20 protein-coding genes, 1 CRISPR repeat array and 1 riboswitch are annotated in these 25127 nt (G+C 30.1%); of the genes, 7 read left to right on the forward strand and 13 right to left on the reverse strand.

What is annotated here, in order from left to right:
• Positions 1–312 precede the first annotated feature (312 nt).
• The 5 genes from DWX74_RS05770 to DWX74_RS05790 form a co-directional block, all read right to left on the reverse strand.
• The gene (locus tag DWX74_RS05770) at positions 313–1941 is read right to left on the reverse strand and encodes a Na+/H+ antiporter NhaC family protein (protein WP_118549121.1); all 1629 of its coding nucleotides are present in this window, start codon (positions 1939–1941) and stop codon (positions 313–315) included.
• Positions 1942–2050: 109 nt separating this feature from the next.
• Positions 2051–2217, reverse strand: a riboswitch (Lysine riboswitch).
• A gap of 61 nt (positions 2218–2278) precedes the next feature.
• On the reverse strand, positions 2279–3205 hold the full coding sequence (locus DWX74_RS05775) for a 1-phosphofructokinase family hexose kinase (RefSeq protein WP_158573239.1): 927 nt from the start codon (positions 3203–3205) through the stop codon (positions 2279–2281).
• Positions 3206–3406: 201 nt separating this feature from the next.
• On the reverse strand, positions 3407–4672 hold the full coding sequence (locus DWX74_RS05780; protein ID WP_118549123.1) for a zinc-binding dehydrogenase: 1266 nt from the start codon (positions 4670–4672) through the stop codon (positions 3407–3409).
• Positions 4673–4721: 49 nt separating this feature from the next.
• Positions 4722–5651, reverse strand: a complete 930-nt coding sequence (gene pfkB, locus DWX74_RS05785) for a 1-phosphofructokinase (RefSeq protein ID WP_118549124.1) — start codon at positions 5649–5651, stop codon at positions 4722–4724.
• Positions 5652–5654: 3 nt separating this feature from the next.
• A complete protein-coding gene (locus DWX74_RS05790) occupies positions 5655–6158 on the reverse strand; it encodes a PTS sugar transporter subunit IIA (protein ID WP_286164232.1) in 504 nt (167 codons plus the stop codon).
• Between the two features lie 278 nt (positions 6159–6436).
• Here DWX74_RS05790 and DWX74_RS05795 point away from each other — a divergent pair, with 278 nt between their 5' ends.
• Positions 6437–7828, forward strand: coding sequence for a PTS mannitol transporter subunit IICB (locus tag DWX74_RS05795; RefSeq protein ID WP_118549126.1), 1392 nt, complete (start codon positions 6437–6439; stop codon positions 7826–7828).
• 72 nt (positions 7829–7900) lie between these two features.
• Positions 7901–9994, forward strand: a complete 2094-nt coding sequence (locus DWX74_RS05800) for a BglG family transcription antiterminator (RefSeq protein ID WP_118549127.1) — start codon at positions 7901–7903, stop codon at positions 9992–9994.
• Between the two features lie 194 nt (positions 9995–10188).
• Here DWX74_RS05800 and DWX74_RS05805 read toward each other — a convergent pair whose 3' ends face one another.
• The 7 genes from DWX74_RS05805 to DWX74_RS05835 form a co-directional block, all read right to left on the reverse strand.
• Positions 10189–11589 carry an MATE family efflux transporter gene (locus DWX74_RS05805; protein WP_118549128.1) on the reverse strand — a complete coding sequence of 467 codons (1401 nt, stop codon included), beginning with the start codon at positions 11587–11589 and terminating at the stop codon, positions 10189–10191.
• Between the two features lie 95 nt (positions 11590–11684).
• Positions 11685–13130 carry a HAMP domain-containing sensor histidine kinase gene (locus tag DWX74_RS05810; RefSeq protein ID WP_118549129.1) on the reverse strand — a complete coding sequence of 482 codons (1446 nt, stop codon included), beginning with the start codon at positions 13128–13130 and terminating at the stop codon, positions 11685–11687.
• A gap of 5 nt (positions 13131–13135) precedes the next feature.
• Positions 13136–13837 (reverse strand): response regulator transcription factor, encoded by a 702-nt coding sequence (locus tag DWX74_RS05815; protein WP_442952065.1) that lies wholly within the window; start codon positions 13835–13837, stop codon positions 13136–13138.
• A complete protein-coding gene (locus tag DWX74_RS05820; RefSeq protein WP_118549131.1) occupies positions 13830–14594 on the reverse strand; it encodes a lantibiotic immunity ABC transporter MutG family permease subunit in 765 nt (254 codons plus the stop codon). Before DWX74_RS05820 ends, DWX74_RS05815 begins: the two co-directional genes overlap by 8 nt.
• A 20-nt stretch (positions 14595–14614) precedes the next feature.
• Positions 14615–15394: a lantibiotic immunity ABC transporter MutE/EpiE family permease subunit gene (locus DWX74_RS05825; RefSeq protein WP_118549132.1), complete on the reverse strand. Its 780-nt coding sequence runs from the start codon at positions 15392–15394 to the stop codon at positions 14615–14617.
• A 16-nt stretch (positions 15395–15410) separates the two neighbouring features.
• Positions 15411–16112 carry a lantibiotic protection ABC transporter ATP-binding protein gene (locus tag DWX74_RS05830; RefSeq protein WP_118549133.1) on the reverse strand — a complete coding sequence of 234 codons (702 nt, stop codon included), beginning with the start codon at positions 16110–16112 and terminating at the stop codon, positions 15411–15413.
• Positions 16113–16252: 140 nt separating this feature from the next.
• Entirely contained in the window at positions 16253–16987 is a 735-nt protein-coding gene (locus DWX74_RS05835) for a hypothetical protein (protein WP_118549134.1), read from the reverse strand.
• Positions 16988–17219: 232 nt separating this feature from the next.
• On the opposite strand from DWX74_RS05835, the gene DWX74_RS05840 reads away from it, so the two are divergent.
• The 5 genes from DWX74_RS05840 to DWX74_RS05860 all read left to right on the forward strand — a co-directional run bounded on the left by DWX74_RS05840 (position 17220) and on the right by DWX74_RS05860 (position 22553).
• Entirely contained in the window at positions 17220–17906 is a 687-nt protein-coding gene (locus tag DWX74_RS05840; protein ID WP_118549135.1) for a response regulator transcription factor, read from the forward strand.
• A 3-nt stretch (positions 17907–17909) separates the two neighbouring features.
• Positions 17910–18965: a sensor histidine kinase gene (locus DWX74_RS05845; RefSeq protein WP_330415638.1), complete on the forward strand. Its 1056-nt coding sequence runs from the start codon at positions 17910–17912 to the stop codon at positions 18963–18965.
• 72 nt (positions 18966–19037) lie between these two features.
• Positions 19038–19715: an ABC transporter ATP-binding protein gene (locus tag DWX74_RS05850; RefSeq protein WP_118549136.1), complete on the forward strand. Its 678-nt coding sequence runs from the start codon at positions 19038–19040 to the stop codon at positions 19713–19715.
• Between the two features lie 2 nt (positions 19716–19717).
• Positions 19718–21532 carry an ABC transporter permease gene (locus tag DWX74_RS05855; RefSeq protein WP_118549137.1) on the forward strand — a complete coding sequence of 605 codons (1815 nt, stop codon included), beginning with the start codon at positions 19718–19720 and terminating at the stop codon, positions 21530–21532.
• Positions 21522–22553, forward strand: a complete 1032-nt coding sequence (locus DWX74_RS05860; protein WP_286164233.1) for an ABC transporter permease — start codon at positions 21522–21524, stop codon at positions 22551–22553. The genes DWX74_RS05855 and DWX74_RS05860 overlap by 11 nt, the downstream gene beginning before the upstream one ends.
• Before the next feature lie 132 nt (positions 22554–22685).
• Positions 22686–23179: direct repeats of the CRISPR family, unit length 29 nt; unit sequence TTTACATTCCAATATGGTTCTAATCAAAT.
• Between the two features lie 359 nt (positions 23180–23538).
• Here DWX74_RS05860 and DWX74_RS05865 read toward each other — a convergent pair.
• The gene (locus DWX74_RS05865) at positions 23539–24747 is read right to left on the reverse strand and encodes an RNA-guided endonuclease InsQ/TnpB family protein (protein WP_118549138.1); all 1209 of its coding nucleotides are present in this window, start codon (positions 24745–24747) and stop codon (positions 23539–23541) included.
• Positions 24748–25127: the final 380 nt, after the last annotated feature.

Below are 25127 nucleotides of genomic sequence, written 5' to 3' on the forward strand. Positions count from 1 at the left end.
GGGTTGTCTATTTCTTCTTTTAAATATATCGTATCCCCTCGACAATCTGCAGGCGGAGGCAAAATTGCCGTATCTGAAGCCTGGAGAGGTGAATGATATATTTAAAGAAGAATGACAACCCTCATACTATAAATATACATAAAAAGAACCGATAGAGTTCCCAGTTCTATCGGTTCCTTTTGGTTAGTGAATCATTTATTTTTAAATTTCTTAATCAATAAATCAATTAAAAAATTGCAACAAGCTTATTAACAATCAAACTCTCATCAACTTTAATCTTATCTGAATTCAATCGTATATCTAATCGTGGTTTTATTCTACATAAGTTCCATTAGCTTTTTCTCTACTTCTTATAAATGCTAATGTTCCTAAAACTGCTATAACTCCAAATCCTAATGATATAACTGCTGATTTTGTAAATCCTGCTATTACATAAGTTATACAAGATATTGCAGCTACTGTCATAGCATATGGTAACTGAGTTGAAACGTGGTTAACATGGTCACTCTGAGATCCAGCAGATGCCATTATTGTAGTATCTGATATTGGTGAACAATGGTCTCCACATACAGCCCCAGCCATACAAGCTGATATAGCTATTATCATCATCTGATGGTCATTAGCAAATACACCAACAACTATTGGTATAAGTATACCAAATGTTCCCCAAGATGTACCTGTAGCAAATGCTAAGAAACATCCAACTAAGAATATAACTGCTGGTAAGAAGTTCATTAGAGCTTCTGCATTACCTTTCATTATTCCTTCAACAAATGGAGCTGCTCCTAAACTATCTGTCATAGCTTTTAAAGCCCAAGCAAATGTTAATATCATTATTGCTGGAACCATTGATTTAAATCCTTCTGGTATACAATCCATACATTCTTTAAATGTAAGAGCTTTTCTAAGTACATAAAGTAATATTGTAACAACTAGTGCGAAGAAACTTCCTAGTGCTAGACCAACTGAAGCATCTGCATTTGAGAATGCTGTTACTATACTTTCTCCTGAGAAGAATCCTCCTGTGTATATCATACCGATTACACAGAATACTATAAGAGAGAATATTGGTATAAGAAGATCTAAAACATGACCTTTAGTATTTTCTTTTTTACCATCATCTTCATTGTAAGCATATGGTCTTGCTCCTGTTGTGAATATGTCTCCTTTTTTAGCATTATCTTCGTGTAATTTCATTGGGCCATAGTCCACTTTTAAAAGAACTAAACCTAACATCATTAATATTGTAAATAATGCATAGAAGTTAAATGGTATCGCCTGAACGAATACTGAAAGACCATCTTCACCAGGAACAAATCCAGTTACTGCAGCTGCCCAAGATGATATTGGTGCGATTATACATATTGGAGCGGCAGTTGAATCTATTAAGTAAGCTAATTTAGCTCTAGATACATTGTGTTTATCTGTTATAGGTCTCATAACACTACCTACTGTTAAACAGTTGAAGTAGTCATCTATGAATATTAAACATCCTAATATTATAGTAGTTATCTGAGCACCAACTCTTGTTTTTATATGCTGTCCTGCCCATCTACCAAATGCAGCAGAACCACCTGCTCTGTTCATTAAACTTACCATAGCCCCTAATATAACTAGGAATATTAATATACCAACATTGTATGGATCTGAAAGAACTCCTATAAGTCCGTCGTTTAATACATGTGTTATTGTTCTTTCAAAATTTCCACCTCCGTAGAATATACCACCAACTGCTATACCTACGAATAATGAACTATAAACTTCTTTTGTTATAAGTGCTAGTGTTATTGCAACTACTGGCGGAACAAGTGCCCAAACTGTAGAGTATAATTTTGGTACATACTCAGTTGCTTCTCCTTCCGCAAATACTGTTACTGACATCATCATGACAATCATAAGACACATCGTCATGATTCTAAATAATTTTTTCGAATTTCTCATTTATAAATCCTCCCCTTTTAAAACAATAAAAAAACCACAAATGATATATCACAAAGAATATAGCATTTATGGCTGTATTTACAATCTAAAAAGGAAAGTCCTTTTATTTAACCAAGATAGCGCTCCACTCGATGTGACAGTGTATCGCATATTCTACGATACCCCAGAACAGATTTCGGTGCAAAATCTGAACTTCGGCGGTATTTCCTTTCGATAATAACAGCTGCCCTGCTTAAGTTATTATGTACTGATAAGTACCGCGCCTCTATCATTTAATGATAATATTAAGTTGATGATTAAACTTTATCATCTAAAAACTTCACTGTCAATAGTAAATTTAAAATTTTGTAACTTTTATATCTCCATATAATTTTTCTATCATCTCTTTTGATGATGGTTTTGTACCTATTGTCATAACAGCACCAACAGACATAGCAGTAGCTAATTTAGCAGTTTTTTCAAACTCTAATCTATTTTCTATACCATAAACTAGTCCTGCTAAAAGTGCATCACTAGCACCTACTGTGGAATGAGTCTTAACTTTTGCAAAGTTGCATTTGAAAACTTCATCTCTATTTGCAAAAATTGCTCCTCTTTCACCCATAGATATAGCAGCATATTTTATTCCGTCGTTTATGTATTTTTTTGCTACTTCTACTATTTCTTCGTCGTTCATATTTTCTTTTTTATAAACTCTCTCTATGTCTTTAAGCTTCACTTTTATAATCTCTGGCTTTTCTTCAACAGCTTTAGCAAATAATGCACCTGCTGAGTCTACTGCCACCTTAGAACCTCTATTATGAGCTAATTTGATAATATTCTTAAACACATTTGCATCTACTCCTGGAGGAACCTTTCCAGAAATCACAAATAATGTATTTTCTGTAGCGTATCCATCTATTTTTATCATAAGCTCATTAATACGATCTTGTAAAATTTCTGGACCAACTGCATTAAACTCAGTTATCTTTCCATTTTCCTCTATAATTTTAGTATTAATTCTAGTTTCTCCATAGATATAAGTAAAATCATTTCTTATCTGTAGATTACTAATCATCTCTTTAAACGTATGACCAGTTCTACCTCCAATAAATCCGAGAGCTATGGGCTCCTCCCCTAAAATCTTTAAGTTTTTAGCTACGTTAATTCCTTTTCCACCCGCATCTACTTCAAAATGCTCAATTCTGTTCATTCCTGCATACTCGTAATTTTTGACATCAATTGTCTGGTCAATAGCAGGATTAAAAGATACTGTTATTATCATTTTTCTTCTCCTTATAAAATAAAAAAAATAAAAATTATTATAATTCCACTTAATATAAAGTATAACATAATTCATATTATTTTCATCAACAAGAAATGCCGCCTCAAAAACTTTTTTCGAAGCGGCATCATTTAGATAGAATTTTGACTATGAACAAAACAACAAAACTCACAGTCTATTTATAAAAATTTGAATAGAGGCTTAATATTCTACACCAAAGTGATCAAATAATATTTTTTCTGCTTCTGCATTCCATAACCCTCTATGAGCTTTACAACTTGCATCAAGTTTAGCAAATAGTGGATCAGTTTTTCCTAATTCTTCAAAATCATCTATTGCAGTAAGAGGCATGTCTATCTGAGTATAAGTAAGTTTTTTACCACCTGGTATGTTTGGTAAGTTAAGAGTAGCATCTGCTATACTATCTATTCCACCTACATGAGTAACCATAACTGCTGGTTCTATTAAACCTTTAGCTGCTAAGTCATTAGCTTCTATAAGGTCGTCATTGTTTCCACCTGTTGTACCTAATATATGAGTACTTGTGTAGTGGCAGTTGTATAAGTTTATTTCAGCACTGAACTGGTTGTTTGTTGGTCCAGCGAAGAAGTTCATACATCCGTCAAATGCTAATAATTTATCTCCCATTTCTGCAACTTCTTTTATTGGAACATATACGAATACATCATCAAATCCATGTCCATCAGTTAAATCCATTAATTCTTTTATTGGATCTTCCATTTTAGCAGTGTTTACATATTTTAATTCTATTCCTTTTTCTGCACCTTTTTCCTCAGGTATAACTGATTTTGCTCTTGCTATTCTATCGTCACTTATATCAGTAACTACTATTTTTTTAGGTTTATTTTCAAACTGTAGTCCGTAGCTAACTGCACCAAGTCCCATTGGACCACATCCACCCATTATTAATATATTACCGTCTACTTTTGTACCCATAGCGTGGTTGTAGTTTTTCTTATTTGTGTGGTAATTTGCATGGTATCCACCTATTATACAGCTCATTGGTTCTCCTAATGATGCTTCAAAGAATGAATCTCCATCGTAGTTAAGAAGGCATCCAAGTTCCATAACTTCGTGTGGCATTATGCAGTAAGTACAAGCTCCACCACAGAATTCATAAGAATATCCTGGAGAATCTAATCTTCCTTTGTAGTTTAATGCTGGCTGCTGAGCAAATTTCTGACCTGGTTTAAACTGATCTTTCCATTTTTCACCAACTTCAACTATAACCCCTGCAAATTCATGTCCAACTATTACCGGGTTTGTATCTATATTCTGAGGAGCTCTTTTATGTTTTTTACCCTGTTCAACTAATTTATATGTAGACATACATATACTGTCACTCATCACTTTAACTAATATTTCATCGTCTTTTATTTTAGGTAATTCAAACTCTTCTAATCTTAAATCTTCTTTTCCATACATACGTACTGCTCTTGTTTTCATTTTTAAATTCCTCCTAATTGTCTATCTATAATTTTTTATTATTAATATGCTATATTTCTTCACATTCAACCTGTACTAAAAGTTCATCTACAACTTCTCTTGTAGGTGGTTTTGTTCCTATAGTAGTAACGGCACCTGTAGAAGTTGCAACACCTAGTTTTGCTGCTTCTCTATAAGAAAGTCCCTTCTCTACTCCATAAGAAATAGCTGCAACCATTGCATCTCCAGCACCTACTGTAGAATGTGCTTTAACCTTTAATCCCTTGCATTTGAATTTTTCTTCATTAGATACAAATACTGCACCATCTTTTCCCATAGATACAGCTATATGCTCAATTCCTCTAGCCATTAACTTTTCAGCCATACCTACAGTATCTTCAACTGTTATATCTCCTTCTACACCGAAGAATTCTGCAAGTTCTACATTATTAGGTTTTATATAATCTGGTTTAGAATCCAGAGATTTTACAAATAATTCTCCATCAGCGTCTATAAACGCTTTTGCACCTTTTTTGTGAACTGCATCTGCTATTTTTCCATATATTCCTTTATCAACACTAGCTGGAACACTTCCCGCAAGTACGAATAAAGTTTCTTCAGATGCATATCCTTCTAACTTAGTTAAAAGCTCTTTCATAGCCTCGTCTGTTATAACTGGTCCAGGCTCATTTAACTCTGTAACTATTCCACCTTCTTCAACTAGTTTTGTATTTGTTCTAGTTGGGCTTTCTATTTTTACAAAGTCGTTTTTTATACCCATTTCATTAAGTACGTTTTCTATTAACTGACCTGTAGTACCACCTATAAACCCTGTTGCTATTGTTTCTCCACCAAGCTCTTTTATTGTTTTTGAAACATTTATTCCTTTTCCACCAGCATCGATTTCAACATTTTTTATTCTATTAAGCCCACCATGTTCAAATTTTCCAATGTCGACAGTTTTATCTATCGCTGGATTCATTGTAACTGTAACTATCATCGATTAGTCCTCCTTCATAAATGTATCGTATATTAGATCCACACTGTTTCCGTTAACTAATTTGTCAACTTCTTCCATGCTTACTAATTTAGTAGCTATATTTGCTAGTATCTCTAAGTGTTCATCTCCAACACCAGCTATACCAATTACTAACTTAACATCTTCTCCACCCCAGTCTGTTCCTTCTGGGAATGTAAGAACTGCTATCCCAGATGCTAAAACTTCTTTCTTAACATTGTTTGTTCCATGAGGAAGTGCTATACAGTTCCCCATATTAGTTGAGAAAGTAAGCTCTCTTGCTATCATCCCTTCTATGTAGTCTTCTTTGACATATCCAGAATCTACAAGTATCTGACCAACTTTTCTTATCGTGTCGTTTTTTTCCATTCTTTCACAGTTTAGCACTATGTTTTCCTTCATTAATAATGGTTTCTTTTCAACAACTTCTTTTTTTATATCTTTAGCTTCCTGCTCTGCTTTTTTCTTTTTTCCAAATCCAAATAACATTTTTATTTCCTCCATTAATTTTATATTTAGTCTAAGTTTCCGTTTTCTTTATTTTTTATTTTATTTTTTTGTTTCCCTTATCTCTATGTCTATATTATAATTCCACGAGGATAACATTTTCAATTCAAACAAAGTCCTTATTTGGCACTATGGATAAGTGCCAAATTTAATGATATACTTTTAAGCAAGTAAATTACTTTTATTGGTATAATTATAGAAGAAAGATAATTGATTAAACTTAATAGATTTATAAATTAAAGCTAAAGGATGTGAATTTATTGAACGAGAGTAATAATTTAAAAAGACTTCTCTCTAAGGGAGTTAAATTTTATAGTAGTATAATCGCTGCAAATCTTCCATTGTTTATAATGCTTGGATTTATTTCGCTAGCCTTTTCAAACTCTGGACTCTTTCCAAATGAAAAAATGGCACTAGTAAGCCAGTCTTGTTATAGTTATCTACTTCCTACTATTTTAGCCTACTATTCAGGTAAAAAAATCGGTGGTGATTCAGGTGCATTTACTGGAGCTGTGTGCGGACTTTCTATATCTATTTTTTCTGCATATACGTCTTTTATCGCATCTATATTTATGGGGACATTGTGTGGAGTCTTATGTAGATTTTTAAAAGAAAAGATTAAATTTGATAAGTTTACTGGCTTTGAAATGATAAGCAAGAATATATTTTTCGGTGCTGTTGGTGTTATAACAGTTTCGCTTACATATTTTGTGTTCGCACCTATTTTTTCATATATAGATTTGTTTTTTGCAAATTTAATTGAATATTTAACTGATGTAAAAACACTTCCTATAACAACTTCGATTATAGAAACACTTAAAGTTTTTTCATTAAATAATAGTATAAATCATGGGTTCCTAATACCTGCAGGTGTTGAAAATGCTACTAAGTTTGGAAAATCTGTATTCTTCTTATTAGAAACAAATCCTGGCCCTGGTCTTGGAATTCTTTTAGCCCTTTATATTTTAAATAAGGATAGAAGAAAATACTTTGCGTCTTGTATGACAGTACAAGCAATAGGTGGAATACATGAAATCTACTTCCCTATAATATTGTCAAACTTAAAGCTACTAATAGCCTTGATTTTAGGGGCAATATCTGGAAACTTGGTATTTTACCTACTTCATGTAGGTGCAAGAGGAGCTATTTCTCCAGGATCAATAATTACTATTTTCTTGATGTGTTCGCCTTCTGATTGGCTTGCAATCTTACTTGGAATAGCTACTTCTGCTGTAGTTAGTTGCATATCAGCTTGCTTAATATTAGAATTTGATGCACATAAATCCAAAGAAATAGAATCTGATGATAATACATCTGAACGTATTGAAACTACTAGTGAGCCACTATTTAATTTGCCAGATTTTGGATATGTTGAAGATATAGTCTTTGTATGCGATGCGGGAATAGGATCTAGTGTAATGGCTGCATCTATGTTTAAAAAGATACTGATTGAAAACGGATTAGGTGGTATCTCTGTTTCATCATCTCCTGTTGATGAAATTCCAGAAGATGCAGATTTACTAATATGCCAAAAGATAATATCTACAAAAGCTAGGGATTACAACGAATATGCTACAATAATAGAAGTTGAAAATTTCATGGATTCAAATATGTATAAAGCTATAATAGAAAAAATTAAAAACAATGACTAAATAAAAGTAAGCCTAATTTTTATTATAACAAATAAATAATTTACAATATTTAAAAGAAAGGATTGATTGCTTATGATTTCTGATTTTTCTCCAAGACTTGGACAAATTACCTTAAATCTACTAATGCAAGACTCTCCCGTTTCAGTTAAATATCTCGCCGATTCAGTTGGTGTCAGCAAGAGAACTGTACAAAGGGAGCTTGAATATATAGAATCATCGTTAAAAAAATACAATTTATCATTCCAATCTAAAGCTGGCACTGGTGTTTGGATTGAAGGTGATAAGTCTGACAAAGAAAAATTAACTGCCCTACTTATGGCTGATGATACTTTAGACGTTTCAAACAAGGATGAACGTATTAAAAAACTAATACTAGAATTATTAAAAGAAAGCGAGTCACAAAAACTATTCTACTATGCAAATATGTTAGGTGTAAGTGAGGCAACTGTCAGCAATGACCTTGATGAGGTTGCAAAGTGGTTTGATAAGTTTAAGTTATCGTTAGTTAGAAAACAAGGATTTGGAATTTACCTTGAAGGTAAAGAAAAAGCGTATAGAAAAGCATTAACCGCTTTCATAGATGAGTACACATCATCATACAAACTAACTCAAAATGATAAAAACAGCATGAGAGAGAGCAATTTAATCAAATTAATAGAAAACAAGAGCAGCAAAAATATATATAGTTTGCTCGACACAGATATTATGAAGAGGGTTATCTCTTGCTTAATAAATTTAAACAATGAACAGATTGCAAACCTTACAGACAGCTCTTATGCTGGGCTTGTAATTCACATAACTATTGCAATCAATAGAATAATGCACAATGAGATAATTGAGCCAGATAGTAGACTAGATGAAGATATCGAGCACGATAGAGATTACTCTCTTGCTGTAATAATCGCATCTTCTCTTGAAAAAGAATTTGACATAGAAATACCAGAAATAGAGGTTACATATATATGCCTTCATATTAGAGCATCTAAAATGCAAAATACTTCTAATTCTAAAAACTCTAAAAGAAATAATACTCTAATTTCTCTTGTTTATGAAATGATTGAGGCATACGATCCAGATATTTCATACATTCTTGAGCAAGATGACGCGTTTATAGACGGACTTATAGCACATATGCAGCCAACATTAGTTAGATTGACAAATGGTTTAGCTATAAGAAACCCTCTACTAGACCAAATTAAAAGCGACTATCCAGACATATTTAAAAAATGTAAAAAAGTAACCGCTATGCTAGAAGAAAAATTAAATTTAAAAGTTCCAGAATCTGAAACAGGATTCTTGGCTGTTCACTTTGGAGCTGCAGTTGTAAGACTTGAACAGAATAATCTATCTAAAAGAACTGTTTATGTCGGTGTAGTTTGTGCAAGTGGTATAGGTATTTCAAGATTTATAAAAACAAAGTTAGAAAAAGTATTTGGAAATAGAATATCAATAGAAACATACGGAAAGGGAGATCTTGATTCAAATACAATAAGAAAAACAGATTTCTTTGTATCAAATATAAATATGGAAGTCCCTGATGGAGCCGATATTATTTTCATAAATCCATTGATAACTGATTCAGATATAAAAAATATAGATGCAAATATAAGAAGATATGAAATCACTCCTGATAAATCAGAAGATAGGTTAGACTTTTACAATCAATTAGATTTAATTCACAACCTAACTGCGCAAATGAAGATGATTTTAGAAAACTTCAATATAATATCTATTTATAGAGATATAAATTTTGAGAAATATTTAGATGTTTTAAGAGATAAATTAATTGACTCTGATGATAATTCAGAAATAATACTATCAGATATAGTTGCTAGAGAAAAAATAGCTACTCAGGTATTCCCTGAAATGGGCTTTGCTCTATTCCACACAAAAACATCTGGTACTAAACATATTAGAATGTCGGTTTGTATTTCTGATAGTGAAACTTTTGAAAATGAGTATTTTAAAGGGATTAGTTGTATAATTACGATGCTTCTTCCTGATGATGAACACCTTAATATGAATAGGAAACTGTTAGGATTTATAAGTGAGATGCTAATAGAAGATCCGGCTTTCCTTGAAGTGCTTAACAGTGGAGATGTTTCTGTAGGAAAAGATTATTTGAGTAAGATACTTAAAAAATACTTAAAATCAATAATAAATTAAAATTTACTAACTAAAAAAGTGGATAAAATCAAAATTTATAGGGATAATAGCTAACTTGGTAGATTGAAGGCCATAGACAAAACGAACTCGACAATGCAACTTGATTGCCTGGAGAGGAGTTTGTCTATGACTTCAATCCCCGAGAGTTATTAACGTATAAATTTTGATTTATTCACTCTTTTTTAGTAGCAAATTTATATTGTGTTTTTCTTCCTAAATGGTTTTGATTTTATAAAGTAAGCTACCATTAATATAGCACCTATTAACCAAGATATTGGATAAAGTACATATACATAATCTATACTAGTCATTGGTATTACATATAATATACAAATAACCCTAAACAGACATAATGATATAAATATAATTATCATCGGCGGAACAGTTTTTCCTAAACCTCTTACTGTTCCTGCTAGTGAATGTAGTATTCCTAAGAACATATAGAATGGGCAGAAATATTTCATAGCTCTTACTCCTGCTTCTATTACATCCTTTTCTTGTGAGAATAACCGTATAACTTGATTATCAAACTCCAACAATAATACACCCGTTAATATAGTATAAATTATCGACATTACTAATGTGAGCCACATTCCTTTTTTTACACGATCCATTTTTCCTGCACCGTAGTTTTGACCTGTAAATGTAGTACTTGCCATACTGAAACTTAAAACAGGCAATATATTGAATCCATCTATTTTTAAATATGCACTAAATCCCGCCATTGCAATAGGTCCAAACACATTTATACTAGACTGAATTAACACATTTGAAAGTGATATCATCATATTTTGTATCCCTGTTGGAAGTCCTACTTTTATCAGTCTTTTTGCAACACTTTTGTGCATTTTTATTTTTGAAAGAGTTACCTTATAGTTTGCATTTACTCTCATTAAATATACTAATGTTATTATAAAAGCTATTGCCTGGCTGATATTTGTAGCTATTGCAGCTCCTTCTACTCCCCAACCTAAACCTCTTATAAAAATTAAATCTAATACGATATTTATTGATGAAGCTATTCCTAAGTATAATAATGAACGCTTTGAATTACCTACTGAATTTAAAATACCAGCTTCCATATTGTAAATAATATTAAATACAAGTCCTATTGAATACAATCTCAAATATTTTACTGACTCTACCATAACTTCTGCTGGAGTATTCATCATTTTTAATAACTGTGGTGTGAAAATAAATCCTAAAATAGATAATATAACACCTAAAATAACTGATATCGCTAAAGATGTATGAACTGATAACTGAATATCTTTTTTATTATTTGCACCTATAGCTTGAGAAACTATTACCCCTGAACCTACTGATATACCTTGTCCAAATGCAATTAACAAGAATATCAAAGGCGAACTCGATCCTACTGCTGCTAGTGCATTCTTTCCTACATAGTTACCAACGATTATAGAATCGACTGTGTTGTACATCTGCTGAAGCAGATTTCCAAGTATCAACGGAATTGAAAATACTAGTATCGTTTTAAGAATACTTCCCTCCGTCATTAGATTTTTATTTTCTTTAGATTGTGCTACTGTGGTGGCTTCCTTAGTTTCTAATCCTTCTGTATTTTTTAAATCCATTATATCCCTCCTAACCAAATTTTCTCCCGTTACTATTATAGTTAATTTCTTCAGATATAACAAATTTTTTTACAATACATTTTTAAAATAAAATCTTATATTTTATGAGAAAATTCTATTTTGCTTCCTTTTTCTACATTAAATATTTTTATTTCTCCACCTAAAATCTCGCATAACTGTTTTGAAATATATAACCCTAGTCCAGAGTGTACACCTTGTCTAGCTTTGTCACCACGATAAAATTTATCAAAAGCTTTATCTATATCTTCCTTATCAAATCCTACTCCATCATCAATTACAGAATAAATAATTTTATCATTTTCAAAACGAGCACTTACTTCTACTTTTCCACCAAAATCTATATATTGAATACTATTTGATACTACATTATCCAATATTCTCTCAAGCTTTTCTACATCTACATTAATTACTTCTGGTACATCCGTACTTACACACAAACTAACACTCGCCTTCTTTTGATTTGCTTTCAATTTATATTCCTCTATTTTTTCTTCCAAAAATTCTCTTATATTAATTTCTAATTCTTTTATCTCTAATTTGGAATTATCTATTTCCGAAGTGTACTGCATTTGCTGGACTAGAGATATACTCTTATCTATATTTTTTTCTATAACCTCAATATACTCTTTTGTATCATCGTTTATATTGTTATCATCCAATATCGCTTCAAAATAAATTTTTATAATAGACAGTGGAGATTTTAAATCATGAGCCAATGAAGATACCATTTCTACTCTATCCTGTTCAAGTTGCCATTGCTTTGATAAAGAATCCTTTAACTCATCCTTCATATCCGAAAATGCCTTACACAAATCTCCAAGCTCATCATCTTCGTCGTAATCAAGATCAAAATCTAGATTCTTTTCTTTTATCTTATTTGTCCCATCGACCAAAATATTTATTGGCCTTGAAATTTTCTTAGCAATTCTTTTAGATAGGATAATAGTGAATAAAATAATGTATAAAAATGGAACTAATATTATAAATATACTAATAAATCTTAGGATAATTTTATTGCTATTAGCTGCAATCAAGCTGATTTTATACATTATCAAAACAGCACCCTCTAATTTTCCTTCCTTATCAAATATAGGAATACTATTTACATAATAATTATTTTTTGAAATTGTCTTATTAATTGATTTCTGAAATTCACTCTTATCATTGAATACTTTCTTATCAAAATTTGTATATTTTTCTTTATTATTTATATCTACAACTTGATAGAAAAAATCATATCCTTTTACAATATTCTTTAATTCCGTTTCGCTATCCCTTTTTAAAACATCTATTCCATTAGACTCTACATATTTCTCAATGACTGGAATCTTATTTTCATAATAGTTAGCTGGATTTATTTTTTCTGAATTAAGAGCAAAATTAAACAATAACATAGATAACAGATATGTGATTATTGTTGAAATTAAGCTAAACACTACTATAAGTACAAATGAGCGTCTAAATGTAGCTGCTAATGATTTTCTCTTTTTTGTTGAATTATCTAATGCACTATTTATCATATTTTTCACCTTTTATTCCATTTATATCCTATTCCCCATACTGTAGATATATACTGCTCTGTATCATCTATTGTAGAGAATTTTCTTCTTATCTTTTTTATCATCTCAACAACTGTTGTATTATCTCCGTCCTTATCATAACCCCAAACTTTTTCATAAATCTGCTCTTTTGTGAATACTTGTCCCGCATTTAATGCCAATAGCTCTACAATTTCATACTCTGTCTTTGTAAGAGGAATATCTTTACCACAAACTTCAACCACTCTATCTTTTATATCTAAAGATAAATTCCCAAAGTATAGCTTCCTTCTTTTATTTTCTTCATTCAAATATTGAGATCTTTTTTCTCTTCTTAAATTTGCCTCTATTTTTGCTAATAGTTCTCTAAGTCCAAATGGTTTTGTAATATAATCATCTCCACCTAGATTAAATCCCCTTATCTTATCTGTTTCGCTTTGTCTTGCACTCAAAAATATAATTGGGCAAACAACATTATCTCTTATTTTCTGACACACCTCAAATCCGTCTATCTTTGGCATCATTATATCTAAAAGGATTAAATCTGGATTTAACTTTGATTTTTCTATACCTTCTTCTCCATCAAATGCTACAAGTACTTCATGACCATTTTCTTTTATCTTTTTTTCCAATAATTTAACTAAATCTTTTTCATCATCTATAATTAAAATTGTACTCAATTTAGTCACCTCGATTATCTCTTATTTCACAATTATTATACCAAATAACACCGACTATTAAGAATATTGCACTTAAAATTATACTCAATAAAAATAATAAATTTATTTGACTCTGTATTTGTGCTAATAGTTCCGTATTATTCATTTGTAATATATAAGGAATCATACTCATTTTTACAGGATAAGACCAGGGTACAAACATCCAAATATTATCTCCTATAGCTGTTGTTCCAATTAAAGTTGCTACTAAAAAGCCACATATTCCAGCTCCAATAGATGCTCCCATCCCAAATATAAAGCTTATTATTAAATGTATTGCCATAATTGGCAGAGTTCCTATAATGCTGAATAGACTTGCTTTTAAAAATAAAGCTATATCTAAATTATTAGAATTTAATACATTCATTCCCAAGCATAGTATAATTACAGCTAAAAATGTACACACAGCCTGTGCAATAATTGAAAATAAAAATTTCGCCAAGTAAAATTTTTTTCTATTTATCCCATTGCTAAGTATTATATTAAAACTATTAGATAAATTTTCTTCGTATATTAGGTATCCAGTGATAATCCCTACTCCAATCGGAATTATACATGCAGACCATATAGAAAAGAAACTTTGATAGATAGTATAGTTTGAAATATCTTTTCTGTATATTAGATATGATACTGCACATCCAGAGATAATTATTGGAGATAAAAATACAATCCACCTTATCAAACTTCTTTTTGTTTTTAACCATTCAACCTCTAAAAAACTAATCATTTTTTCTCTCCTTTTGTACCTTATCTAAATTCCTTTTTCTCAAATAATTTTCCAGTTATAAATAATAGTATAGAAAAACTTATCATAGAAAGGATAATCCCTATTCCAACTACATCACCATTCAATAACGGATCTCCTTGATTTAATACTATCCCATTTGGATGAACTCCTATCAATGGACACATCAGTCTAGTTGCCCATGAGTAAGGATTAAGTATCCAATACTTTTCAGGAGCCATTAATACACCACTTAACATTCCAACAAATCCCACAGCTAAATTTATAATCATTCCAAAATTTGTAGCAAAGAATAATTGTATTGATAAAATTGATATTGATACTAAAAAACAAGCTATTGCAGCTACTAATATTTTTATAAACGATATATTTCCTACAGCACTTATTGAACCTGCTACTACTTCTACTGCTATAAATATTATTGTTGCAATTAGCATATACACTACCATCCCCATTATCTTATAGAACCAAATTTTTAAAGGTCTAATCTCATGACAACAAAGTGCTCTGTAATTTCCTACTTTCTTTTCTTGATTTGCAACCAATCCTGCCAAAAGAGCTGATATCATAGGAATAAATATAAAAGACCAAAAGTTAAATGATAATGTCAAAAACATCTTCCAACTCTCTTTTGAAGCCATATCTAATTTAATTCCTGGATTTTCAGAAATTATTATTTGCACTACCATGGAAAAAACTGCGAAAAATATAGGTATAATCAATATTAGTTTTGACATCATAGTTTTTTTATACTTTAATAGTTCTGCTTCTATTCTATTCATAATAAATCTCCTTTATTTACATATTTTTATTTTTTACTATTGTATTTGTGAAGAACTCTTCTAAATTCTCATCCTTATCTGGCATTCCTTCAAAAAGTAACTTTCCTTCGTTTATTATTGCTATTTTATCCACAACTTGAGATACTTCAGAAAGTATATGACTTGATAATATAACTGTTATCCCCTTTTTAGGAAAAGAAGATATAAGATTTCTAAGTTCCTGTATTCCAAATGGATCCAAGCCATTTGTTGGTTCATCTAAGATTAATAATTTTGGATTATTTAAAAGAGCTATTGCTATCCCTAATCGCTGCTTCATTCCCATCGAAAACTGAGAAGCTCTTTTTTTACCTGTATTTTTCAAATCTACAATATCTAAAACTTCTTTTATTCTAGTTTTAGGTATACCGAGTAATTTTGTATATACCGTAAGATTTTCTTCTGCTGTTAAATTCCCATAAAGTGCTGGCGACTCTATTAATGAACCTATATATTTTAAATCTTTTCTTTCCAATATATTTCCATTAAAAATTATTTCTCCATCTGTAGGCTTTAATAAACCAACAATCATTTTTAAAATTGTAGACTTTCCTGCTCCATTTGGTCCTAATAAACCGTATATTGTATTTCTTTCTATGTTTAGCGAAACGTTGTCTACCGCTTTTTGATTTTTATATTCTTTTGATAAGTTTTTTGTTTCTAATATTAATTCTTTCATATATACCATCCTTTCAAAATTTTATATCTTTTATTTGATTAGATAGTATCAATAAAAAATAACCAAATTATAACAAAATAAAAAAATACTGCTGCAAAATATTAATTATTAATGCAACAGTATTTCCATATTTTAAAGTTTTATAAAATTTTTTTAATCATTTTGCATCCATGATGATATATAGATATCCTATGTTTCTTTCCTATATCCATGAAATACCCTTCTCCCGTAGTTTTATCTACTGCGACAACTATATAATTTTCCCGCAGATGAGGATTTAGAACATTTTCATGTACGATATACTTTTTACCAATATCCTTGAGATCTTGTAAATCTCTGTCAGTTAATCCATCTAAACATGCAAATAAACAAAGACAGCTTGTTCTTTCTTTTTTATGAATTTTTTTAAATGCATTTACCTCTCGTTTTGCACATCCACTTACTGTTTTTGTATCTACAAATCTAAAATAATATGTAATAGAGTCATTTAAAAAGCTAAACTTCTTTCTTTTATAGTATCCGTTATACGGCTTAAATTTTTTATTTATTAATTTTTCTTCTAATGTATTTCTATTTACAAAGCTTATTTTATATAATTCCTTTTGCTCGTATTCATTCCATACTCTATCGCTTTCATACAATAGAATTAGAGGAAATGCTTTTATCATTACAATTACAGAAGCTACACCAAATCCTAAAAATCCAACAATCCCAATTATATCGCTATTTTTTACATTCTTGTCTTGAACTATTGCAGCCCAAAGTATAAATCCAAATGCTATTAAAAAGCAAATTATCGCTATTATAAATAGTCTTTTTCCTTTTTTAGCTTCATCTGCTAAACCATTTTCTTTAAATTCATTATTTTTATTCATAAATCTTCCTCACATTGTATCTTTATAGTTATATTGCTATTCTAGTTATCCAGAATCTTCTTTATCCACTTACATCCATAAGAATAAAGTCATATTTTTTCATGAATATCACCACCTTATTGTTAATTTTCTATAGATTTATAGAAAACCCTTCTTTTTAATCTGCTTTATTGTTTAATAATTTTTTCAAGTATATAATAAAATCATTAATAAATATTTAGGAGGAATTTTTATGAGTAAAATTTTCTTTGTTGAAGATGATTTAAGCCTTATTAGTGGATTATCCTTTGCGCTTAAAAAACAAGGATATGAAGTTGACAATGCTAGAACTATAGATGAAGCTGAAAAATTATGGCAAAACAATAAATACGACTTAGCAATTCTTGATGTTTCTCTTCCAGACGGTTCTGGATATCAGTTATGTGAAAAAATACGACTTAATTCAAAAATACCGATAATTTTTTTAACAGCTGCTGATGAAGAAACAGATATAATAATGGGACTTGATATGGGTGCCGACGATTACATTACAAAACCCTTTAAATTAGCAGTTTTCCTATCAAAAGTAAATGCTATACTACGTAGGAGCAATGACTTCAATCAGAAAAATACCGTACTTAATTCAAATGGAATTTCTGTAAATTTATTAAATGGAGATGTTACAAAAAACGGAGAAACTTTAAATTTGACTTCTGGAGAATATAAATTACTTTGCTTGTTTATGGAAAATCCAAATATTATCCTATCTCAAGAGCAAATACTTGGTAAACTTTGGGATTCAAACAACGATTATATAGACAATAGTACTCTTACAGTTTATATAAGAAGGCTTAGAAAAAAGATTGAGGATGATCCTTCAAATCCTACAAATATCGTAACCATAAGAAGAATGGGATATAAATGGAATGTAGGTGATTAAATTATGGATAAGAAACAAAATATGATGAATATATTATCAGACAGAGATGTGCTTTCTCTTTTTAAAAAACTTATTTTCACTCTAATTGTATTTAATGTAACTGCTCTTTTTATATTATTTAGCATTAAATCAAATACTTATCTATTTATAATGGCTGATTATTTGGTTATGGGCTTACTTATGATATATCTCATTTATAAATATTTTGTAAAACAGAATAAAATTATAAATAATGCAAGCAAACAGATTCAATCTTATATAAATGGAAACCAAGATGCTAGAATAGATTGCAATTATGAAGGCAGCATATACAAATTATTTCATGAGATAAATTCAATAGTATCAATATTAAATGCAAATGTTAAAAATGAAGAAAAGTCCAAAGTATTTTTGAAGAATACAATTTCTGATATATCTCATCAGCTAAAAACCCCTATTGCTAGTTTAAATATTTATAATGGAATAATTCAAGGTGAAGCAGATGGACTTGATACAATTCAAGAGTTTTCAAATCTATCAGAAAAAGAATTAGACAGAATAGAAAACCTAGTACAAAACTTGCTTAAAATAACTAAACTTGATGCTGGTACACTATCCTTTGAAAAAAACTCTGAAAATCTTTCTGATATAATGTACTCCATAGAAAATGACTTCTCATATAGAGCTAAATCAGAGAATAAATACCTAACATTTACCGGAGATGATATGGAAATCTTATGTGATAAGTCTTGGATAATTGAAGCGTTGGAAAATATTATAAAAAATTCCTTTGACCATACAAAATCCGAAAACAGTATCAATGTTGAATGGAGAAAATTACCAACTATAATACAAATTATTATAAAGGACAATGGAAGTGGAATTCACCCAGAAGATTTACATCACATATTTAAGAGATTTTATAGAAGTAGATTTTCTAAGGATACTCAAGGCATAGGACTTGGTCTACCCCTTGCAAAATCTATAATTGAAGAACATAATGGGACTATTGAGGTTGATAGTAGCTTAGGTCACTACACTAAATTCACTATTAATTTTTCAATTCCTACAAAATTGTAGGATTTAAGTAATATCTGAGTAATGTTTAGATGTTAAACTTTCAGTATCAAATAAAGAGAGGTGTTGATAAATATGGATTTATTAGAAGTTAAATCAATCTCTAAAACTTATGGTGCTGGAGATACAAAAGTAGAAGCTTTAAAAGATGCTACATTCTCTGTTTCTAAGGGAGAGTTTGTCGCAATAGTTGGAGAGTCTGGATCTGGTAAAAGTACTCTTTTAAATATACTTGGTGGAATAGATACTCCTACATCTGGAAAAGTCTTTATAGATGGAAACGATATATTTAATATGGATAATGAAAAGCTAACTGTTTTTAGAAGAAGAAATATAGGTTTTGTTTTCCAAAATTTCAATTTGATTCCAGAGCTAACTGTAGAACAGAATATAATCTTCCCTATTTTATTGGACTATAAAAAGCCAGATATGGACTACCTTGAGGAAATACTTTCTGTGTTAAATTTGACCGAGAGAAGAAATCATCTTCCTAGTCAGTTATCTGGTGGGCAACAACAGAGAGTTGCTATTGGGAGGGCTTTAATAACTAGACCTGCTTTAATACTCGCTGATGAGCCAACTGGAAACTTGGACTCTAAAAACAGCAGCGAAGTTATTACTTTATTAAAAAATGCTGCTAAAAAATACAAACAGACAATTATTATGATTACCCACAGTAATGGAATTGCACAAGCTGCAAATAGAATAATTGAAGTATCTGACGGTGTTCTTACAGATTTTGGGAGGTATTAATTATGAAAAGTTATCTTAGTTTAATACCTATATCTTCTAAAATTCACAAAAGAGAAAACAGACTTACAATAATGTGTATTACCTGCTCTGTTTTCTTGGTTACAGCTATTTTTAGTATGGCTGAAATGGGTGTAAGAATGGAATATGAAAATCTCGCTTCTACTCATGCCGATTTTAGTATGGATTATCTATTGCAAAATAGCTCAACTGTTCAAAATCTATTCTCTGTAGCTATTTTCCTATTCATATTAGTTTCTTTAGCTAGTATACTTATGATTTCAAGCAGTATAAATAGTACAGTTGTGAGAAGAATAAAGTTCTTTGGAATGATGAGCTGCATAGGAATGAGTAAAAAGCAGATAAAAACATTTGTAAGATTAGAAGCTTTAAACTGGTGTAAGGTAGGTATTCCAATAGGTTTAGTACTTGGGATATTGTGTACTTGGGTACTATGTGGGATATTGAAATACTTTGTAGGTTTTGAGTTTTCTACAATACCAATGTTTAAAATTAGCTATATTGGGATAATAAGTGGAGTTGTTTTAGGGCTTGTAACGGTGTTGATTTCTTCAAACTCACCTGCTAAAAAAGCATCTAAAATCTCACCTATTACCGCTGTTAATACAAATTCATCCAATTTAGAAAACAAACCTAAATCTATTAATAGTGGTTTCTTAAAAATCGAAACAGCTTTAGGTGTTAATCATGCTACATCTGGAAAGAAAAATATGTGGCTTATGTCTGGATCTTTTGCATTGAGCATTATTTTATTCTTATCATTTTCTGTTTTAATAGATTTTGTAGAACATTTAGTTCCACAGTTCTCAAATTCATATAATTTATCTATTTCAAGTGAAGATGGAACTAATTCAGTAGATAGAAATCTTATCTCAAAATTAGAAAAGATAAACGGCGTTGAAAAGGTATTTGCTCGTAGGAGTGTGTTTGATGTTCCTACAAATTTAGGTGAAAATCTCGATGTAGATGATAAAGTTGATTTAATTTCATACGGTGATTTTGACCTAGAATGTCTTGAAAAAGACGATTTACTAGAAAAAGGCAGTGATTTATCTAAAATGTTTACAAATGGCAACTATGTCCTTGTAATATCAGATGATAAAAATAACGTAAATATTGGAGATAAGGTATATCTTGACGGTAAAGATTTTGAGATAGCTGGTAGGTTAAAGCTTAATCCATTTTCTCAAGATGGAGCTTCAGACGGAAAAGTTACATTTATCACATCTGATAAAACTTTTGAAAATATCACAGGCATGTCAGATTATTCTTTGGTTATGATTAAAACTTCAAGAGAATTTTCTGGACAGGATGTTATATCAATAGAAAATCTTTTAAATAATAGATATGTTTTTAATGATATGAGAGATCAAGATACATCAGCGACTTTCCTTGCCTTTAAGCTATTTATCTACGGATTCTTGGCAGTTATTATTATTGTTTCTGTGCTAAATATTATGAATAGTATTTCGATGAGTGTAAGTGCAAGAATGAAGCAGTACGGCTCTATGCGTGCAATAGGTGTTAGCAATAAGCAGATAGTTAGAATGATTTCATCTGAAGCGTTTACATATTCGTTGTGTGGATGTGTTCTTGGATGCGTTATAGGGTTGCCTATTAGTAAGTTTATTTACGATTTTTTGATTTCTTCTCATTTTGCTTATGCTAAGTGGACGCTACCTGTAACTTCACTTGTGTTTATTTTCTTATTTGTAGTAGGAGCTTCTGTTTTGGCTGTTTATTATCCTATAAAACGTATATGTAATACGGATATAAGAGATACAATTAATGAATTATAAAGTAAATAGAAAAGGACAAGAGATTTTCTCATCAGGTAATCCTTTGAATGATAATTTAAAGAAAAAAATATTATCTATTGATGGAGTTACAAATGTTATTAAAGATCGACAAGCTGTTTTTGCTAGGATTACAAGTTCTAAAACTTCCTCTGGTATCGCTGGAATGTGTGATATTATCACTGATGAAAAATTTTCTGAAATACAAGACTATCTTATAGAAGGGAAAATGCCTACTGATTCTAATAGTATTTTAGTAGCTAAGCTTATATCTAATCACTTTCCAGAAATAAAGGTAGGTTCTAAAGTGAATTTAATTTTAGATAAAAAATCTATTACAGTAACAGTTTCAGGTCTTTATGATCATCTTAAAGTAACAAATGGACATGATAAGTTGGCTACTGACTCAACTCAATTCTTTGCTCCAAAATCAATTTTTGATAAAGCATTTCCAAATATAGATAATTATAATTATTCTTGGAGTGTTGTAATAGACCCTGAAAAAGAAAAATCTGTAGAAAAAGCACTCGATAATATTGTTGCAGAAAGTAATAATTTATCTTTGGATAAGTTTAAGGAACAAGTTGAATATGAGAAAATGGTTAATGAGATTTCATTTGGTGGGTTACAAATTTTATCTTGGTTAATTTTCTTATTTGGTGTTATTAATCTAATTAATACAACTTTATCTAATCAAATATCTAGGAAGGTAGAAAATAGTATTTTACGTTCTATAGGTTTAACTGAAAAACAACTTTACAAAATGTATGTAACTGAAGGTCTATGTTACTTGTTTGCTGCAACAACTGTTACAGTGATTGTTGGTACTCCTATTTCTATAGTCGCATGTAGAAAAGTAAGTACTGCAGCTTTTGCAGGTAGAGTACTTCCTTATCAGTTCCCTATATTTGATATGGGATTATTCGTATTAGTTCTATTTATCTTAGAGTTTGTTTTGGCAACTTGGTCAATTAGAAAATATAGACAACAGTCATTAATAGAACAAATGCAGTCTAGGGAATAGTATTTAAAATAATAGCCAAGAAAACTTTCGTATGTTGGTTTTCTTGGCTAAAAAATATTAATTTGCATAATTGTCATAAAATAGTTCTAGTCAGATTCAATAGGACCTTGGTCAACAATATGCAATACATAATTTACATTCCAGTATGGTTCTAATCAAATACCTTCATCTATTGTTATATCACCAAGTCCACTTGCATTTACATTCCAATATGGTTCTAATCAAATCATATTAATTGCGTTTCTAGCTGCACAGCAGATATACATTTACATTCCAATATGGTTCTAATCAAATTGTGCTTGCTATACCTATTATTTTAACTTTATCACAATTTACATTCCAATATGGTTCTAATCAAATTGTTTTAGTTTTAACACGTTTCCAAAGTTTTACCTTATTTTACATTCCAATATGGTTCTAATCAAATGCAGAAGGATTTACACAAGCTGCTAAAGATTGCTTTATTTTTACATTCCAATATGGTTCTAATCAAATTTATGACAAGTGGGAAATCCATGAAAGCTTTATATTTTTACATTCCAATATGGTTCTAATCAAATATCTAATATTCCATTGTATGCTGCATAAGAAACGTCTTTTACATTCCAATATGGTTCTAATCAAATACGTTATATATTAAACCTAGCAATTGCAACATATACAGATATACTATTTGTCTACCTACAAATAAACATATATTTTCCAAAGTAAAAAATAGTCCTTCTTGATAAAAAACAGATCCAACTATTGCAATATCTCATTTTGTCTATCTCCTAGGTATTTTACATTATCTAAGGTCGACAATTTATATAATTCTTGGAATGTCATACCACGTTATCTATAAAGAATATTAGTATGAGTTTTTACCGTTTATCGAGTGGATAAGTAGTTAGTTGGTCGAAACCTTAACCATTTTGTCTTATCCCTCAACCTTTAGACGCTAAATCGCCTATAGAACCATTATTATTTAAAAATTATATAAATATTATTCTTCTAATCTTGAAATATTAATAGCTGCATTATGATCCGCATTAAGCTCAAAACCACATTTAATACATTTAAATTTTTCCTGAGTAGGTCTATTTTCTTTATCTATATACCCACACTTACTACATTTTTGAGATGTATATGCTGGATTAACATATCTAACTTTTATACCTTCTCTATCTGCTTTATATTTTATCATATTTTGAAGTTCATAATAACTCCAATTGCTAAGAATTATATTATCAAATCCATCTTTAGTTAATTGTTCTAAATTTATAAACTCGCATTTATTTTTCTTAGCAAAATCAACTATCCTTTTACTTATAGTATGGTTATATGTTTTAACAAAATTTCTTTCACATACTGCTACTTTGTCTAAAGCTGATAGTTTCTTCTCTCTACCCTTGCCACCTTTTACATTTTTTAATTGTTGTTGTAATCTTTTTCTTCTGTTTCTAAATTGCTCTCTTTGTTTTGATAACTCTAAGCTTTCTCCAATATGCTGGCGTATAAAAGTATCATCATTTAAACATACATAGGCTGGGTATTTTATCCCTAAATCTACCCCCAAAGTCCTACCATTTATAGCGTCATCATCTTTCTTTTCTGGTATATATAAAGTTAAATTCAATATCAGTTTATTGCTCTTATCAAAATATATGCTTGATTGACCAACTTTATATTCTCCATTAATCACCTTATTTAACGTATGCATTAATTCTAAATAGTTTTTATCTTTTCTACCAATTACAACCTTAAACACTATTTTATTAACCCATTTTATTATTATCTCATCTGAACAATCATCTTTATAAGAAAACTTCAAATCTCTTCCTCTAGTCATTAAAGGAAAAGTTCTTTTATAATTTGTTATATTTCTTTCTCCTCCAGCTAATCCATTTTTTATAGCGATACTAAAATCTTGTTTCACCTTTTGTGTTATAGATGATTTACTATCTATTCCTTTTCCAAAAGGAATATCATTAAATATAGAACTACTGTTTTTTAAGTTCTTTTGAGTTTCCTTAAATAAATCACTCTTTATATCTCTATTAGCAGATAAATAAGCATTTGTTAATACACTCATAGCCAAATTTAATCCTTGATACTGAGCATATTGTGAATCTCTTATAAATTTATATTGTTCATTTCTTTTTGTTTCATCATCATTAATTATCGTTAATTTTAATTTTCTTACTGTTATCATAAATTTACTCCCCACAAATTTATATACACATTATAATTTTATATATCAAACACAATTTTTAATATTAAATGTTTCGCAGATTTTTATTTCATTATATTTATTATATATTTTAAACAGAATTTTTTCTACTATATAAAATAATTCTCTATTTATTAAATAATGGCTGTATGCAATATTTTGCAGAGATTATTCTTTAGTAAATTTTAAAATAAATACCCCTCTCAATTCGACAACCTACAGACGCCTCGTAACATTTAAATGTGTTAGTTTAATGGACGAGGCGTCGAAGCCTGGAGAGCGAGAGGGGTATTATTTTAAATTAGACGAAAAAGGAACCCCCCAGTAAAACTGGGGGTTCTTCATTTGACGCCTATAAGGCT

Origin of the sequence: Peptoclostridium sp. AF21-18 (assembly GCF_003478825.1) — a bacterium.
GTDB lineage: Bacteria > Bacillota > Clostridia > Peptostreptococcales > Peptostreptococcaceae > Peptacetobacter.

Excerpts from the sequence above, each read along its gene's own strand:
- DWX74_RS05770 (WP_118549121.1), bottom strand. The coding sequence starts at position 1,941 with ATGAGAAATTCGAAAAAATTATTTAGAATCATGACGATGTGTCTTATG.
- DWX74_RS05775 (WP_158573239.1), bottom strand. The coding sequence starts at position 3,205 with ATGATAATAACAGTATCTTTTAATCCTGCTATTGACCAGACAATTGAT.
- DWX74_RS05780 (WP_118549123.1), bottom strand. The coding sequence starts at position 4,672 with ATGAAAACAAGAGCAGTACGTATGTATGGAAAAGAAGATTTAAGATTA.
- pfkB (WP_118549124.1), bottom strand. The coding sequence starts at position 5,651 with ATGATAGTTACAGTTACAATGAATCCAGCGATAGATAAAACTGTCGAC.
- DWX74_RS05790 (WP_286164232.1), bottom strand. The coding sequence starts at position 6,158 with ATGTTATTTGGATTTGGAAAAAAGAAAAAAGCAGAGCAGGAAGCTAAA.
- DWX74_RS05800 (WP_118549127.1), top strand. The coding sequence starts at position 7,901 with ATGATTTCTGATTTTTCTCCAAGACTTGGACAAATTACCTTAAATCTA.
- DWX74_RS05805 (WP_118549128.1), bottom strand. The coding sequence starts at position 11,589 with ATGGATTTAAAAAATACAGAAGGATTAGAAACTAAGGAAGCCACCACA.
- DWX74_RS05810 (WP_118549129.1), bottom strand. The coding sequence starts at position 13,130 with ATGATAAATAGTGCATTAGATAATTCAACAAAAAAGAGAAAATCATTA.
- DWX74_RS05820 (WP_118549131.1), bottom strand. The coding sequence starts at position 14,594 with ATGATTAGTTTTTTAGAGGTTGAATGGTTAAAAACAAAAAGAAGTTTG.
- DWX74_RS05825 (WP_118549132.1), bottom strand. The coding sequence starts at position 15,394 with ATGAATAGAATAGAAGCAGAACTATTAAAGTATAAAAAAACTATGATG.
- DWX74_RS05830 (WP_118549133.1), bottom strand. The coding sequence starts at position 16,112 with ATGAAAGAATTAATATTAGAAACAAAAAACTTATCAAAAGAATATAAA.
- DWX74_RS05835 (WP_118549134.1), bottom strand. The coding sequence starts at position 16,987 with ATGAATAAAAATAATGAATTTAAAGAAAATGGTTTAGCAGATGAAGCT.
- DWX74_RS05840 (WP_118549135.1), top strand. The coding sequence starts at position 17,220 with ATGAGTAAAATTTTCTTTGTTGAAGATGATTTAAGCCTTATTAGTGGA.
- DWX74_RS05845 (WP_330415638.1), top strand. The coding sequence starts at position 17,910 with ATGGATAAGAAACAAAATATGATGAATATATTATCAGACAGAGATGTG.
- DWX74_RS05850 (WP_118549136.1), top strand. The coding sequence starts at position 19,038 with ATGGATTTATTAGAAGTTAAATCAATCTCTAAAACTTATGGTGCTGGA.
- DWX74_RS05855 (WP_118549137.1), top strand. The coding sequence starts at position 19,718 with ATGAAAAGTTATCTTAGTTTAATACCTATATCTTCTAAAATTCACAAA.
- DWX74_RS05860 (WP_286164233.1), top strand. The coding sequence starts at position 21,522 with ATGAATTATAAAGTAAATAGAAAAGGACAAGAGATTTTCTCATCAGGT.
- DWX74_RS05865 (WP_118549138.1), bottom strand. The coding sequence starts at position 24,747 with ATGATAACAGTAAGAAAATTAAAATTAACGATAATTAATGATGATGAA.